This window comes from Mesorhizobium sp. M2A.F.Ca.ET.043.05.1.1, from assembly GCF_003952445.1.
Taxonomy (GTDB): Bacteria; Pseudomonadota; Alphaproteobacteria; order Rhizobiales; family Rhizobiaceae; genus Mesorhizobium.
In genome coordinates, this window is record NZ_CP034446.1 from 3,202,933 (window position 1) to 3,219,509 (window position 16,577).

Genomic DNA, 16,577 nt, shown 5'->3' on the forward strand with positions numbered 1-16,577 from the left:
GTCCAAGGTTCGTCACGTCAGGCGAGGATGGCAGCCCGCCCTCGCGTTGTCGCTGATATCTCACTGGCCGTTTGCGCCGTCGATCAGCAGCCCGTCTTGGTATCGCAATGATCCGTTCGCAACGGCGCCGGCGACCGCCGATGAAATCAATTGCCTCAATTGCGCGCTAGTGGCTTTGAAGCCCAGCATCCTCGAAACGCTGGTTGCGATTTCGTCTTCGGTTGCGCCGAGGTTGGACCTCACCACCTCGATTGCTCCTTGGGCTACTTCCTCCAACGAGATCATTTCGGGTTTACGCAATCCAGGGGACAGGACGCCACTGCGGTCGCGCAGCTGAATGGCTGCGCCGGGATTGAAGCAGAAGTCGCCTCGACGTGCCACCGCTCCCCGCGCCTCGGCGACAATCAGGCCGCGCTCTATTGCGTCTTGGATCCTACCACCGGCCCGTTGAAGACCCCAGGCGTCCCGGATACGCGATACCACCTCATCGAGATGGATTGGCGTCTCCGCTGCCACGACCTGCTCGACCAGTCCCGCGAGAAGGCCGGTAGGCGTCTCGTGAAGCTCAAACTGTCCGGCCGGTCTTTGGACACGGGCTTCCGCGTAGGATCGATCAGGTGTGGAGGCGCCATTCATAGTTTCCAAGCCGATTTCGGTGACATTGCCTCGGTCAACCGTTACGACCTGTACCGCCGCGGCACGGCTTCGCTGGTTGCCTAACTCTGCCCGTTCCGCAAGTTCTCGTGTTGCAGCATCGATCGCTGCCACAGTTCGCTCGAGCTGTTCGCGCGGGCGCTGAAACCAGTCAGCACTCCAGATGCGATGAATGATCCAACCGTGGTCTTCGAGCACGGCTTGGCGCAGGCGATCCCGATCTCTGGCGGAGCGTGAGGAATGATACTCAGCACCGTCGCATTCGATACCAAGCAAATAGCGTCCTGGCCGCTCGGGGTCGGCAACTGCCAGATCGATGAAGAAGCCCGCGATACCTACCTGCGCATGGACCTGATAGCCTCGTTCAATCAATGCGTTGGCTACCTGTTCTTCAAAGATTGAACCCATCTCCCTAGTCGTCGTCTGTGCGAGCGAGATCCTCCCAGTCCGCGCGTAATGCAAGAAGAGCTTGAAGGCGAAAACCCCCTTACCCTTTCCGCGCTCGAGGTCGATGTCCTCGTCTGTTATCGACGCGTACACCTCACAGGCGCGCTTGGCCCGGCTTATGAGGACGTTAAGGCGACGCTCGCCACCTTCCGAACCGAGTGGGCCGAAGCGCATGGCCATGTAGCCCTGTGCATTCTTGGCATAGCCCACTGAGATCATGATCACGTCCCTCTCATCGCCTTGAACGTTCTCCAGGTTCTTGACGAAAAACGGCTCACTCGGATGGGCGTGGAAGAAGTCTTCCGTATCGGGATTTAGCCGACGCAGCGCTTCTAGCTCATCTTGGATCGCACGACGCTGGCTAACGGAAAAAGTGGCAACGCCCAGAGACTCTTGCGGATTCGACTTCGCGTGGCGGATGATCGCTTCTGCTACGGCCCGTGCCTCGATCGGGTTCGTCCCAGTCCCGCCTGAATCGAACACTCCGTCCGGCACGTGATGGAAGCGCAGCCCCATGCCCGCCTCTTGGGTATAGGGGCTCGGCACGATGAAGAGCCGGTTCTCGTAGAACTGACTGTTTGACACGGCAATCAGCGATTGATGGCGACTACGGTAGTGCCAGCGAAGCATGCGCTGCGGCAAACCACGCGCCGTGAAAAGCCCGAGGATACTTTCAATATCGGCAACCTGCGCACCCTCGCCCTCGTCATCTTCAGACTGTGAGCCGGTCATCTTCGCAAAGAATGTCGTCGGTGGCAGTTGGCGTTCATCGCCTACGACGACCACCTGGTTCACCCTGGCAATGGCACCGAGCGCATCCACCGGCTGGATCTGAGACGCTTCGTCCATGACCAACAGGTCGAACGACATGCGGCCGGGCGACAAGAACTGCGCTACCGAAAGCGGGCTCATCATGAACACGGGCTTTAGCGCTTGGACGGCAGGCCCGGCTCTCAGCATCAGCTGCCGGATAGGCATATGGCCCCTTCTGCGCGCCATTTCAGATCGGAGCAACCCCACGGGCCCGGCTCCACCATCTCTTGCAGGGATTTTGCGATGATGCGCTGTCACAACCTCGATGGCGCTAGCCCTGATCCTTTGCCGATCCAAATCGGCAAAGTCGCGGACCGCCCTGGAATGGAGCTCGCCGTCAAACCTTCCGAGCTCAGGCTCTTTCGTCGCCATCGCCGTCAGGATTTTCTCGTAATAGGCCATGTCGAAGACCGACCGCGCCGATGCGGTCGGAACCTGGCCGTTGGCTAGGCCGTCGATCAACTGTCCCAGGCCGGCCTTTCGGGCACTCTCGGATCGTTCTTCATAGGCAACCCATTTCGAGAGCTGTTCCTGGTGCGCGAGCCAGCCCTCCAATCGAGCAATCAGCTCGGCAATCGAAACCTCCGAGAAATCGTCAACTGCGAACAATGATGAAGCGTCAGCCTTCAGATCCTCCGCAAGCGCCTTCAATTGCAGCGCCGCGGCTTGGGTCGCTTCCCGCGTCGCACGAGCCGATTTTGCGATCTCGGCCCTGTCAGGCAGACGCGCGGCCAGATGTCGAAGCGCGCTGTTGTTTTTCAACCAGAGCTCGGCTTGCGTAAGCGCGGCCCAATTAGATCCTCGGCCACGCCAAGACGAGCCGAATGCGGATATGCCAAGGCCCTCAGCCGCATCGATCTCCCGAGCGAGATTTTGTAGAGCTCCCAGGCGCCGTACAAGCTCCAGCCGATCCGACAACTGATCAGGCACGCCGGCCAGAACCCCTTGAGACGCTTCGTCCGCCTGAGCTACGGAGCGCGCCTTCTCTTCCATCAGCTGTAGTGAAGCCCTTTCCGCGGAAGCCACGTCACCCAGCATGGACGGCGCGAGGTGGCCAAGATCATTCCAGAAACCCTCGATCATCGGCCGGCCGATATCTATCACCTTGCGAACTCGGAGCGCCCGCGCGCCCGCTTCAGTGCGCTCGGCAATACGACCGGCAATAAGTCGCGGTTCCGACCCAAGCCCCCTCAGCGTGCGCATCCATTCCACTAGCGCCAAGAGCGGTGCCGAAGACGATTTCTCCCGGCGCCAATCTGCGCCGAAGGCGGAGCGACCAAAGGCATCGCCATCACGAACCCTTGCGGCTGCCGCTTGCCCCTTCATCAATACGTCAAGGAGGCGCACGGTCTCGGTCGAAGGCGTGTTGGCATCGACCAGAAGGGATCGAACCAACGCCTTGGCGCGCCTGTAGTCGCGGCTCAATGCCTTCAACAGTCCGGTATGAGTGGCGAGGGCTTGCCTCGTTGCTACTACGTCCGTGTTCCAGGCAGCATCGACAACCTTGCCCTTCAATTCTGCTTGTACCGCCTCAAGTGTGGCGACGCTCTCTGCAAGGTCTGCGGCTTGTTCAAGTCCTGAATCCCAGACGGTCGCGGCAAATGCTTCGGGGCTTGCGTCAGGGGCAGCCGCAACTCTCTCCCCCGTCGCGATCAATCTAAGGATCCCTGCCAGCGTGTCCGGCACGACCGTTGACCCAAGCTCCTGATTCAGCCGCTCGGCTTCATCGCGCAAGCGCGGGAGCAGAACCGTCAGCTGGTGCGCGCGAACAAAGCCGTCCTTCGAAAATTCCGCCGGCAGCCTGGCAAGCTCTATCTCGAGATCTTCAATTGGGGTGTCGATCGCGGTCGCCGCCAAATGCCGCGAAACCTCCTCGAATCTGCGTGCGAAATCGGATCCTGTCCAAAGGAGCGAGGAGATTTCCTTAGGGCTGTCATCCCACGCCGGGGAAACTAGCGCTTCGGCCGGGAGGTCCGGTGCCGAAGCGAGAAGTTCCGCGCGATCCTCTAGATCGCCGCTGTCACTCAAAATCCGGGGAGCGTCACCCTCGATCCGCGCGGCAATGTCGATCAGTTTGGCCTGTACGGCCTTCGCTTGCTCCAGCAACGACGCAATGCGCGGCACGAGCCGCTCGACCGTCGTTGGCAATACAACATCAAGGCCAACTCCTCGCCAGGGATGGTGGATTGGCAGCCCGATTTCGTTGATCCGTTGAGAGACCTCGTCGAGCAGCTTTCGGCGCGATGAAACACCTTCATCCGTCCAATCGGTCGCACCCTCCAATTCGATATCCACCGGCTTTTGTCCGCTCTGCCTGAGCCGGGTTAGCTGGCCGAATACCTGATATGGCGTTAGCCCAGATGCACCGAAGGGAACATGCATCCGCTCTGCATGCGCATTGAGCTTATCGCGTGCCTGCAAGAGCTGTTCGGTGAGCGCAGACGGGAATTGGCCTCGAGGCGACCCGAGCTGCCAGGTGCGACGCAGCTCCTCCAGCATCATCCGCTTATTCGCCTTGTTGCTATGGAGCTCTAAGCAGGCATCCCCTACCCCGGCGTTGTCCAGTCGACGCTTCACGACCTCCAGGGCGGCCATTTTTTCGGCCACAAAAAGAACGGTCTTTCCATCGGCCACGGCCGACGCGATTACGTTTGCAATCGTCTGCGACTTGCCAGTGCCCGGAGGACCTTGGATGACAAGGTCGCGGCCCCTTCGGACATCATGAATTGCGAGCGTCTGGGAGCTGTCACTGTCGACGATATGCAACATCTCCGCGGGCGAGATATGCGGATCAATCGCAATATCCTCCGACATCAACGGCTCGCGTGCTTCAAAGCCATCTGAAAGGAGCGAGCGGATCTTCGGCTGTTCGATGATCTTTGAGCCCTCGGGCCAGATCTCGGGATCAAGATCCCGGTACATCAAGAACTTCGCGAACGAGAAGAACCCCAGCACCATATCGTCCCGAAGCACCTCCCAACCCTCTTTGGTGGAGACCGCGTCGGCCACGGCATCGAGATACTTTGAGGCGTCGAAGTCGTCTCCCGCGTCGAAGCTCGGCATCGCAAGCTTGTGCATGCGATCGAGGTAGAGCTCGAGGGAGAGGTTCGCGCTCTGATCCTCCGGTCTTGCGCGCAGCCGGAACTTCTCCCCGGCCGTTCCTCGCTCAAGTCGGACCGGCACCAAAATGAGCGGTGCTTGACGGATGTTCTCCTTATTGTTCGGGTCAATCCACTTCAGCATCCCGAGAGCCAAGAAGAGGATGTTGACGCCCTGCTCCTCTTCGAGCGTTCGAGCATCATGATAGAGGTCGAGAAGCCGGCGCTGTAAGCCGGTGGGAGTCATCCGCGTCTGCAGTTTGGTGTCCGAATGTCGCGCGGAGATTCCCCGATCGTCGACCTCGTCATCCTCTGGCTGAGCAAGTGAGATGGGCGAATAGTCGATCTCTTCGTCCGCGGAGGTGCCCTCTTGGGCTGCCTTCGGTCTATCGGGCTTGCCGGCGAGGAACGTAAAGGCCTTGCCTGCGTTCACCAGCAACCGATAGATCTCCGACGACTTCTCATCGACAATGTCGATCGTCTTCGCGCTCTTGGAAAACCGCGGCACATTCAAAAGCCGATTGCGCGCGGAAAGATCAAGCAGCTCCATCCTGGCGCGCTCGAGTTTCTCCTTCAGAGGCAAGTCGCTCTGGAAGACGGATTTTTCGATGTCAGACAACTACACCCCCCCACGCACGACGAAAACATAGAACCTGGGCAATGGCCGTCGCAACAAGAAACAATCCCTTTTCCCAATTTGTGAATAGAGGCGACGTACCGGGCGGGCCGCAACATTTGTGAATGCGACGGAGGTCATCCTCTAGATTAGGTTTATAGGGGATCACGCAAGCAATGGCGGGAACGGTCAGTCATCCGCTAGATGCAGAACTGAGCTGTGGATAGCAATCGCCAGCCCTACTGAAGCGCAGTATGTTCTCTTTTTGTTCCAGAGTCAACGGGCGACGACGCCATCGTCGGCCTTAGAGAATTCGGCGATATATGCCGGGCGGCGAATCCAGGTCGTGAGCACTGACCCACCGTTTGAGGTCGAAGAAAACTCAGTCTTCATCCGATGACGACGATCTTTCCCGGCCGCCGCGAATTGCCAAATCCAACAGGTCGTCATGCTTTACTGACACTCCGTCACGGGCTCGCAAAGCGCCAGCGCTCGGATTCCGCTGCAGTTCCTCAATTTCCTTTTCCGTGCGGGCGCGGGGCGGCATCCCCTTGGTCGAACTGCCAGAATCCTCTGTACTTCCCTCGGATCCATTGTCTGGGCCTTCGGTATCTTCGGGATCCTGGTTGGTTTCGTCGGAATCCTCGTTGGGGTCTTCAAAAGATGTCACGATATGCGCCTTTGCTTTTTCCGCGATAGGACGGTCAGTAGACACCTCTGCCTTGATTCTTCAATCCCAAAGAACCTCGCTTTACCGGCCAATCGCAATTGTCTCGGCGCAAAGTCGCCTCGCTTTTTCAATTCTTAGCTTGCATGCCCGCGACGGGGCTGACTTTCGCGCCCATCCGGACTCTGATCAGCCGCTAAGCCGGCGGCTTGACGTCTAGGACGGCACGCGGGTCAATCTACATTGGGAAGGGACGCATACAAAGAGAATCGATGCGATTAGCTCTCATATCTTTCTGAAGATGGTTCCGGTCTACTGGCGTTTTGTGGGAATGCCGGTAATAAAAGAACGCTGTTTCATGGAGCAAAAAATTGGCCGACGATTCCCACAGTCACGTAGGGTCACTTATCGCACTCACCGCTGACATCGTATCAGCCTACGTCAGCAAAAACGCGGTGCCCGTTGCATCTCTGCCTGAACTTATCGAGAGCGTGAATTCATCGTTGTCACGTATTGGTCAGCCTGTTGAACCTGAAAAACCGGCACAGCTTCCGGCCGTCAATCCCAAGCGGTCGGTGACGCCGGACTACATCATCTGCCTCGAAGACGGAAAAAAGTTCCGATCGCTCAAGCGACATCTGACCACTCATTTCGGCCTGACGCCCGATGAGTATCGTGAAAAATGGGGACTGCCGCGCGACTACCCAATGGTCGCTCCCAATTATTCGGAGAGCCGTTCCGCGCTCGCCAAGTCGATGGGACTTGGCCGCAAGGCGGCTGCGGTGAAAAAGGCCCCGGCTAAAAGAGCAAAGGCCCGATAGGTCGATCACGTCTGTGCTCGCGAGGAGTTCTTAAAATTGAGGAACGATCGGCAATCCCACCGACATCGGTCGCGCCTTAGGCGCCGCCAACGTAGCTCGGTTGACCGCACTTCCCGAAGCACCCGGACCCTCGCCTTGATATCTCTAGGAGTTATCGGCCTGGCAGCTTCAGCTTACGCCGCCGTTTCCCTGACGGGACGCAGCCATGGTGAACTCGCCGCAGTTATACCCAACCAAACAGCTGCGAAACCACCATCCATAATAGGCGCGCCGTCGGTTGTGGATGGCGACACTATCGAAATCCACGGTCAGCGAATTCGCCTCAATGGTATTGATGCGCCTGAAAGCCGGCAGCTTTGCAAAGATGCCAATGGGCTCGAATATCCATGCGGGCGACGGTCCGCCGAGGCACTAGACGCCTTTCTGGCCGAGGCTCGCCCCGTCCAATGCACGTTTGTCGCATGGGATAGGTATCACCGCTTCGTTGGAGATTGTCGCCGGGCCGACGGCGCCAGCGTCGCCTCGTGGATGGTCGAGCACGGCCAGGCTCTTGATTGGCCTCGATATAGCCACGGCACCTACGCCGATCTGCAAGCACAAGCGAAGTCCGGCAAGGTAGGATTGTGGACTGGCGAGTTCGAGGCGCCATGGGATTGGCGCGCAGGTCATTCGGATGACCCCAAGCCTTCAACCAATCGTAAGTTCAACCTCGTCAACCAAGGTCAAATAGCCCAGAGCTACTCGTGTCAGCCGCGACGCTATTGCTCTCAGATTTCCTCCTGTGAGGAAGCGCGTTGGTATCTGAGCAACTGCTCGTGGGGCGGTAAACTCGACAGAGACAGCGATGGCATTCCTTGCGAAGGTCTTTGCTGAGGGCTGTGGGGTGGATCGGCTGACCACCTCTCGTCTGTTCAGACCCTACCCGTGAGGCTTCGCTGACGCGAGGATGTTGCGGTGGCGCCATGCAGGTGCGCCAGCGCCGATATCGCATGGCAGAAAGGCTGACTGACGTTCGTTTTTGAAAATTCGACGAGTTCATTGAGACCGCTGCCGCTCGATAGGCGCAATGCCTCATATCGGCAGATCGGGATCTGCCTGTTGTTTTTGAACCGTCTGTCAGGGCCGCCGCTTTTGTTGGGATGTGCCCAGGTATGTCCTACAACCTCAGCATCGGATGGAACCTGACCAGTCTCGATGAAATTGCTTGGCGCAAATTGGGTACGGAGTTCACCATAGCCGATGGCGCCGTAGCGGTTGCCATCCTTCACCAGGACAAGATCCGGCATAAAATAGAGCACTTGCCGGCCCACGTGAATTGAAGGCGGCGTGACGTTGCTGCGAACAACTTGCGGCAAGGTGCTCGCAAGTACCGTCGGCTTCTTGTCCACCAGCATGCTGGCGCCGGCATTGCGCTTCCAAGTCGTCAGATCCTCGATCTTGCCGCCCGCCGCAACGTGCCACCTTCCCGCACAAGCGGTGAGCGTTTCGAAAGCGGCCACCAATCGGCCATAGGCCGCCTCGGCGTCCTGCTCCAAATCGTAGAAAAGCACACTAACCCGGCGATAGCCGTCAAACCACTTGCCGATCAGCATGCCGGGCAGGAAGGCTACAACTCCCACCACTGGCCCGACGCCCCCGATCGCCTTTCCGACCACGAAGCCCACGATGCCGCACAAGACCGCCAAGATCACCGAGAGCCGGATCTGCGACTGTCTGGCATTGATCTCGTCCAGGACTTCGGCAGAGGTCTCATCGCGCATTTCCATCACGTCGCCGGACTCGATCTCCCTCATCACGACACCATCTGCCACGTATTCCGGCGCAGACGGTTGCGGCTGTATGTCCGGTGTACGATGGGGCGGCTGGCGAGCAGTGTTTTTCGCGCCGGCCTTTCCGAGCGTCCCACGATAGTAGAGCCCGCCGACGCCTGCGTGGATGTAGTGGCCTCGTGGGCCCGTTCCGATCCGAAGCCCCTTAACGCCTACTGAGACGCCGACGCCGCCCGATGAAAAGTTAAATCGGAACGGCCCTGCGCTGATCGATTTGCGAACGTAAAACCCCATCCCCTTTGAGCCCCCAACTCAATGCTGTGAGCGTTAGGTCACCAGCATTCTTTCCCGCTCATGACTTCGACCCCGCAGCTGGCGCCAAGTCCGTTTCGCGGGAGCGCTGTCTCACCCTGATTTCAATTCGTCGTCTTGCCTTCACGTCGCCAGCCTGTGCTCCGTCAGTCAGGCGGTCGCCAGGAAGTATCAGCTGACCGCCTGACATCGGCAGGATGGTGAACCCTTTCAGCTCGGGCATGTCGCGCAAGATGCTCGTGACCGAGATCGCGCGAGCCAATCCAAGACCCGCGTTGTCGGCTGGGTGGAGCGTACCGATCCCTACCTTATGGGCCAGGACCGGCTGGAGCCCCTTGTCCATGTTCGATGACTCGCCGGACATCGCCTGCTCGTCCGTGTGGCCAATCACCTCGATGACGTCGACGCCATACGCCTTCGCAATGCTCGCAATGGTCTTCGAGAGATCACGCAGCTTCATCTTGAAGTCGTCGGAAAGCTCAGCACTGCCAGATGCGAAATTATACCCGCCAAGTTCGCTGAGGCTGATGATGGGTGGCCAATCATGCGGCTTGGTCGCAACCACGGCCTCGCCGGCCTTCTTCAGCGCCTCGGAAAGGTCCTTGGACGTCTTGGCCGCTCCAACGTAGCCATACTCCTTCAGCACCTTCACATGCTCGACCATCGCCTTGGCCTGTTCGACGTCGACGTCATTGTCGGCAAGAACTTTGGTGACCGGCGCCTTTTGCACCACCTCTTCAACCGTGAGCCCTGCCTTCTTGATTGTTTCGACGACCTCTTTCGCAAGGACGAGTTCGCGCCATTCTTGATCGGAGACATTGCGTCCCGTCGCGGGCTTGAACGCATTTAGCTGAGCGAGCAGCCGCTTGTTCTCCTCGTCGAGCTTGCGAATGGTCTCCTGGACGGATTGCGCAATCTTCTGCGCCTCCGCCGCCTCTTGCTCCTTTTTGTGGATGATGGCGCCGGCCGCTAAGAGAAGGCAGAAAACGAGAAGCAGCATCGTTTCGGCCATCGTCAGGCCAAGGATCAGACCGCGGCCATAACCTTTGCGCTCGAAAGCGACCGATGTTCCGCCGACGTCGCTCACCTGCCCCACCAACTGGACCGTCTCGGCGGCTCAACCTTTTCTGCCTGCGGTGTCCCGGCCAACGTCTGGAACGTATCGCCTTGCGGAGGTTGCGAAATCTCGATCGGCGCATCTTCGGTGACACTGACGGCAGGCGTCGCAGGAGGTGTCGGATCGATCGCTATTGGGCCGTTGACAGACTGGGTCGGGCGAGAAATTTGCGGACCCCTTTCCGCAAGCGCTGCGAAGAGTTCGCTCGTCTCTTTGCTCTGCCTTTGCAGCACGGCCGCAAGCGCCTCTGTCACCTTCTGCTGACCCTGCACGGTCTCGGCAGTCTTTTCCGCGGCTGCAGCGGCTCGCTCCACACTGCTCGCAACCGTCGCCACCACGTCCGTGAGACTGGTCATACGCACTTGCTGCTCCTGTGAGGCGGCTTCAGTTTTCACGGCATACTGCGCGACAGCACTGCCCAGCATCTTCACCATCGGCGCCAAATCGTTCTTCAATACCTCGTCAGGGACAACAACATTTCCGAGTTTCGTGGCCACCGTGTCCGCTTGCGCGCCGAGCTTGCTCACTGACGAAGACATCGAGCCATTGGCCTTGTCTAGCAAACCCGCGGCCGCCTCGACCCGTTGCGCAATGGAGGAAAATTGACGTTCGACCTGCCCGAAATTCTCCTTGAGAGCGTCGCTCAGTTTACCCGACGCCTCCTGCACGGGCTTGATCGCTTCCATCGCGACCTTCTCGAGGGCGGATCTAATGTGCTCGCCGTTTCGCTCTGCCTGCGTGGCAATCTCGGCAAAGCCCTCTTCCAGCATCTGATGGCTCACGCGCCGAAATTCGGCAAACTCCCTGGTCACGCTCTCCATCTCAGCCCTTACCCGCCTTGTCATGTCCGCGAGCTCGTGCCTGGCCGTCCGCTCAATATCGGCAGGATCGCGGCGCATCTGGTTGTAGAAAATTCTGAGCGCGATGCCCGTGATCGTCGACGTCACCGCGATACCGAAGTTTCGGACGATGGTTTCGGTCGAGCCTTCCGAGCCGAACTGAAACAATGAGACCCCAAGGCTCGTGAGCGTGAACAGGAAGCCCATGTAGTAGAGGTTGTCGCCAGTCTGCTCATCATGCAGCCGCAGCTTACCCGTGAAGACCGATACACCCAGGTAGAAGAACATCAGGCAAACCGGTATGCCCGCTCCGACAATCGGGTTCACACCGGAAAGTTTGGCGATTGCGATGAAGACGCAGCCTCCAAGGGTCAAAACCGCAAAGACAACCAGCGGAAAAACTTGATGGCCCAACAGGGAATGGTCATGTTTCCTGGCCATCAGTTCAACCCTTCCAACCTAACCAGCTTTTCGAACTCGCCGTGGTGATTTTGCACCCACTGCGTCCAGAACTCGGCGTGGTCGAGCGTCTGAAATGGCTTCTTCGTCCTGTCGATGTAGAGAATGGTGACACTCACTCCATCCAGCGACGTGCCGTAGGTGCGATCGGCGGCGCTATTGAGATATCTTTGGTAATCGAGGCCCGATCGGTACTGGGAATAAAGCGACGTATGCTCAATCATGTCCGAGGCGACAACCAATCGCTTTGCGCTATCCTGTTTCGCCAGACTGCTATCGAAGAGCGACAGTTTGATTTTTTGGATGCCGGCCATGATCGGAGACTGGCTTGCCGAGTCACCATTCGGAATCTCATCAGGAAGCTTACTCAAGGGATCGCCGAAAGCGTCTTCCCACTTCTTCTGACGACGGGCAGGATTGTTGGTCCAACTATCTACCGTTGACCCGTCGCCAGGATTGCATCCGTCGAACATAACGGTGAGGTCGCCAGGCGCTGAGTTCAAAGTGTAGATTCTTACATATCCGCCCGGCTCGACCCGCCCGATTGTCTTGCGGAACTCATTCTTCAGATCGGCTATCGTCGTTGCCGAAATCGGATCCGTCGCATCGATCAGAACGGCCGTCAGGCTGGTCGGCCCATCCAACGGGCAGTTCGTGCTAGCATCGATCTGACCCTTCCCAGATCTAGACCACATCCAGCCAAAGCCGGCCAACATCGCGACCGATAAAATCCCTAAGGCGACAGCCGCGACGATCGTGCCTGCTTGGCCCTTCTTCCGCCTGCGAGACCGCCTAGTCATTGCTCACACTGTCGGGATGAAGCTTGTCGAGGTCCCGGTATTGTTCGATACCACGTTCACATTCTTGGCCGATCAGCCGCACCTGAGCGTTCAGCTCTTCCTGTGCGGCGCGGATCGACGCGCCAATGTCAGACTCGCTCCACTCTCCCTCCCCCGAGACGTGAGGCTTTATCCGATCCAGTTTGTACGGTGACCCGAAATGCTTGGGTGCAGGCTCCGTTCTGGCCTGGATATTGGCCTCTCTGTACTTCGAGAGAAGCTGGTTACAAGCTCGCTCCAATTGATCCTGATGCTGCGCAAACAGCGCCAGAAGCCTCGAGCGATGATCGATAATCGCGCGATGCTCCCTGCGACGACTTCCGAGTTCCTTGACGATGTCCTCAACCTTCTCGTTGTGATCGTCACGAACATCTTGCAGTTCCTCGATCAGCTCCTTCTTGCGGTCGATGTAATCTTCGCGCCGGTGAACCAGCCGATTCTCTACCCCCGCGTAGCCTGGATACGGGTCGAACACGAACCAGCCGTCTATAAACGCGAAAAGCGAGAACATGAGCCCGATGCCAAATAGCAGCCACGACTTCACGTCCGTCAGACCTGTCGGATCGGCACGCAGATGCCGAATAACCTCGACACCTGCACCGTCAGCGAGTGACCCGCTCACCTCACGATAATGAGCCAGGGCCAGGTTTATGGTCACGGCCAGCACAATGTAGAAAATGATCGAACCAATGCCCACCAACTTTCCGAAACTGGACCGGTGGGTGACCAATCGGGCACAGAAAACCGCCAGCAGCAAAGCTGCTCCGATGTTGATGAAGGAGAATGCCGCAGCCTCTAGGATGCCTCCGAAGAGCCCTTGTTCGTTTCCCTTCGCAAGGAAGCTGCCGTTCATTGCAGTCTCAATGAGGAACAAGAACAGTAGCAGCGAGAGCCTAAGGACGTGAGCTGCGCCATGCTGCACGCGCGCAGCTCGAACCAAGCCGTGCTTCTCCTTGAACCAGGAATGCTCTTTCTCAGCGTCGTTCAGAGCCCTTCTCAATCCGTGGAGCTCGTCCAACCCGACGGCGACCGAAGCCTTGAAGTCCGATACGCTCGCTGCATTGGCCTGGCGGATCAGGCCGAATTGTTCTTCGAAATCCAGCCCGGCTAAACGCCCACCTAGAAGTTGGAGGCTATCCTCAAGGGTGTGATAGGAAGCCTTCTTCTCGTCTTCGACCCGTTCGATGATGGCATGTTCGACGTCGTCAAGATTCTTTGCGTTTTTGGGCGGTTGGTTCGACTCGCCACGTTCCTTCCCGCGACCGGCGAGATCCATATCGCGATCGATCTTGGCGACGTCTAGGCTGCTAAACAGCTGGGTACTCGCACGGAAATCATGGTTAGACTCACGCAAAGACTCGCGCAGCCTATTTAGCTTTTCGAATTTAGAACCCACGCCTACTACCCAGCCCCGTCACACCCCTGCAATGTGCTTCTATGCACAGTAGAGGCAAAGGGCAACTGTGCAGACGCAAATGTCCACTTTGTTATTAGGCGCTTATCCTTTGTGGCAGGGCAGTTGCAATTGGTTGCAAAAATCGATCGCTGGCCGACTGCTTGAGGCGGATTTGGACGACTCGTCAGCGTCCTTGGTGGCTCTGAGCGCTGACGATCTCCGCCAGCCTGTCCGCTCTGCGGCGACCCGGCCGGCTCCTCGGCACGACATAGAACTGCCTGCCGTCAAGTAACGGCTTCCCGACACCCAAAAATCCTACATGGCGGCGTCCGCGAGGAGACCCTCGGCGATAGCCTCATCGACAAGCCAGGCTAGCGGAAACTTTGAGAGTCCGCTTTCTGCCTCAGGGTACCCGAACCGCCGTTCTCGTGAGAGGGTTCTTAGCTTCCGTTCCGCGGCCGCGTCACAGAGGCTTCCAACTCACTTGACTATTATCGTCCCCTTCATCATCAGATGAAAATCACAGTGGTAGTGAATAGGATCGGCTGAAGCCTTAATGGTCGTCGAATACTTTTGCTTCGGTTTTAGAGAATCGGTCCCCTCGAACTTTCCGGTGGAATCCATTCCGGCGTGACCGTGTGCTCAAAGGTCGTTTCGCTTGACCACTCCACGGTGTCTCCCGCGGCTATGGTCACCTCCTTCGGGTCATATCCCATTGAGCCGTCAACTGGGCGTCACATGTCGGCTTTTGCCTCGCACGTTGCAGCCCAGCAAAAGCAGGCATCGATCCAATCCGCCCCCGGCCAGGCGGCTTCTGGGCCAGGTCGGAGAGCTTCTTGCGGTGATGCCGGCGGGCTTCACGTGCCTGACGACCGGCGCCATAGCGATGCGCGCATGCCCTCCATTTGCAGGAGGTCGCGTCGTACCTACTGCCGAGTGCTCCGAAGTTCTGCCGTTCGCACCTCGTCAACCATCAAGAGCCCGGCGTCCTCCGCATCCTTCAGGGCGACACAATAGACGTTCTCGGCGTCCTCGCGGCTCAGCCAGCCGCGATTGACGGTCGCCGCGACACGCTTAGGATCGCGCTTCAGCGGATCGCCGTAACCGCCGCCGCCGCAGGCGGTGAACTCGATGCGGGCGCCATCCTCGATCGTCTCTTCGCTGAAGGCAGGCAGCACGATTTTCTCGCTTGCCCTAAGCTTGATCGTCTCGCTCTCCTTGCCGTCGCCGCCGCCCAACACGCCGCGCGGCGGGAAGCTGGTGCCGTCGGCCGCGTAGACGATCGTCATGTCGTGGTCGAGCGGATAGAAGACGCCGCCGGTCGCCGGCGCGCCCTCGAACTCGCCGAACCCCTGTGATCCGGGCAGCACGCCGCGGCGCTCGATGACGATCGGATACATCGACTCGTCCACCTCAACAGAGTCGAGTTGGATGAGGCCGGCATTGGCCGGGCCGCAATAGGTCAGCCAGCCGTCGAAGCCGTGGCGGGCGCCGCCGCCGGCATAGCCGACGAAGACCTGGTTGACATAGGACTTGCCGTGCTTGAACGGATCCTCGCCCGAGATGACGCCAACGCCGGCCGGCAGGTGCGAGCCGCTCTCGGCCTGGCCGTAAGGCGCGCCCATGCGCGAGAAGACGCAATTGCCGGCGATCATCAGCCGGTCGTTGACATTGGTGGTCGCGACCGAGGTGCCGACCGGATATTTCGGCTTGCCGACGATGCTTCCCTCGCGCAGCAGCACCTTGATCTGCGACTTAGCGCCCTCATTGTGCGGGATGCTCTCGTCGAGATTGTTGAAGACGCCGATACGACAGGAGCCGGTGGCGGTGTTTTCCGATAGGTTGAGGCCGCCCGGCACGTTGTCGATATTGTCGCGCACGTCGACGACGATCTCGCCCTTTTCCGGATCGACATTGATCGTCACCTTGACCGGAATGCCTTCGTCGGCGACGCCCGGCACCGGGTCATGGCGCGTCTCGTAGCTGTAGCTGCCGGCCGGCAGCTTGGCGATCGCCGCCTTGGCGCAGCGCGCGCCGTAATCGAACCAGTCCTCGACGAAGCCGAGGATCGTGTCGCGGCCGTAGCGCGCGAACAATTCGCCGATGCGGCGCTCGCCGGTGCGGCAGGCGCCGATCTGCGCGCGAACGTCGCCCAGCCACATGTCGGGCACGCGGTTGCGCATCGTGCCGATGCGCAGGATGTCCTTCTTCTCCTCGTATTTCTGCGCGACGCGCACGCAGGGGAAATGCATGCCTTCCTCGAAGATGTTCTTGGCGAAAGGCAGATAGGTCGACGGCACCGGCGCGCCGGTGTCGGCATGGTGCGACAGCGCCACCACCCAAAACAGCGGCTCGCCCTCGAAGAACACCGGCATCGCCATGATCAGGTCGGCATGGTGCGTGCCGCCGGTATAGGGGCAGTTGTTGAGGAAGATGTCGCCCTGCGTGATGTCGTCGAACAGGTCGGTCAGCGGCCGCGTCGCCATGTCCATCGACATGACATGGATCGGCAGCGCGTCCTCGACAGACACCAGCCTGTGATCGTAGGTCAGGATGGCGCAGGAGAAGTCGCGGGCGTTCTTGATCACCGCCGAGCGGCTGGCGCGCATGACGACCAGCGTCATCTCGCGCACGATCGCCTCGAAGCGGCTTTTCAGCACCGACATCAGGAAGGGGTCGACCCGGCGTTCAGCGACGTCGAGCTCGAGCCTGTTGATGGAATCCATGGGT

The 16,577-nt window shown here is 59.1% G+C and carries 10 protein-coding genes; 2 read left to right on the forward strand and 8 right to left on the reverse strand.

What is annotated here, in order from left to right:
• Positions 1 to 60: 60 nt before the first annotated feature.
• Together EJ069_RS15860 and EJ069_RS15865 are read right to left on the reverse strand one after the other, a co-directional pair.
• On the reverse strand, positions 61 to 5,631 hold the full coding sequence (locus tag EJ069_RS15860; protein WP_126062091.1) for a DUF3320 domain-containing protein: 5,571 nt from the start codon (positions 5,629 to 5,631) through the stop codon (positions 61 to 63).
• A 379-nt stretch (positions 5,632 to 6,010) separates the two neighbouring features.
• Positions 6,011 to 6,343 carry a hypothetical protein gene (locus EJ069_RS15865; RefSeq protein WP_126062092.1) on the reverse strand — a complete coding sequence of 111 codons (333 nt, stop codon included), beginning with the start codon at positions 6,341 to 6,343 and terminating at the stop codon, positions 6,011 to 6,013.
• Between the two features lie 323 nt (positions 6,344 to 6,666).
• Here EJ069_RS15865 and EJ069_RS15870 point away from each other — a divergent pair, with 323 nt between their 5' ends.
• A complete protein-coding gene (locus tag EJ069_RS15870) occupies positions 6,667 to 7,116 on the forward strand; it encodes a MucR family transcriptional regulator (RefSeq protein ID WP_126062093.1) in 450 nt (149 codons plus the stop codon).
• A gap of 279 nt (positions 7,117 to 7,395) precedes the next feature.
• On the forward strand, positions 7,396 to 7,989 hold the full coding sequence (locus EJ069_RS15875) for a thermonuclease family protein (RefSeq protein ID WP_245456595.1): 594 nt from the start codon (positions 7,396 to 7,398) through the stop codon (positions 7,987 to 7,989).
• Between the two features lie 38 nt (positions 7,990 to 8,027).
• Here EJ069_RS15875 and EJ069_RS15880 read toward each other — a convergent pair whose 3' ends face one another.
• From EJ069_RS15880 to EJ069_RS15910, 6 genes are all read right to left on the reverse strand, one after another.
• Positions 8,028 to 8,909: a hypothetical protein gene (locus EJ069_RS15880; RefSeq protein ID WP_245456597.1), complete on the reverse strand. Its 882-nt coding sequence runs from the start codon at positions 8,907 to 8,909 to the stop codon at positions 8,028 to 8,030.
• Between the two features lie 328 nt (positions 8,910 to 9,237).
• A complete protein-coding gene (locus EJ069_RS15885; RefSeq protein WP_189476399.1) occupies positions 9,238 to 10,284 on the reverse strand; it encodes a hypothetical protein in 1,047 nt (348 codons plus the stop codon).
• A complete protein-coding gene (locus EJ069_RS15890; protein WP_126062096.1) occupies positions 10,281 to 11,594 on the reverse strand; it encodes a hypothetical protein in 1,314 nt (437 codons plus the stop codon). Before EJ069_RS15890 ends, EJ069_RS15885 begins: the two co-directional genes overlap by 4 nt.
• Positions 11,594 to 12,256, reverse strand: coding sequence for a hypothetical protein (locus EJ069_RS15895; protein WP_126062097.1), 663 nt, complete (start codon positions 12,254 to 12,256; stop codon positions 11,594 to 11,596). Before EJ069_RS15895 ends, EJ069_RS15890 begins: the two co-directional genes overlap by 1 nt.
• Positions 12,257 to 12,404: 148 nt before the next feature.
• A complete protein-coding gene (locus EJ069_RS15900; protein ID WP_126062098.1) occupies positions 12,405 to 13,847 on the reverse strand; it encodes a hypothetical protein in 1,443 nt (480 codons plus the stop codon).
• Between the two features lie 926 nt (positions 13,848 to 14,773).
• Positions 14,774 to 16,573: a hydantoinase B/oxoprolinase family protein gene (locus EJ069_RS15910; RefSeq protein WP_126062099.1), complete on the reverse strand. Its 1,800-nt coding sequence runs from the start codon at positions 16,571 to 16,573 to the stop codon at positions 14,774 to 14,776.
• Positions 16,574 to 16,577 lie beyond the last annotated feature (4 nt).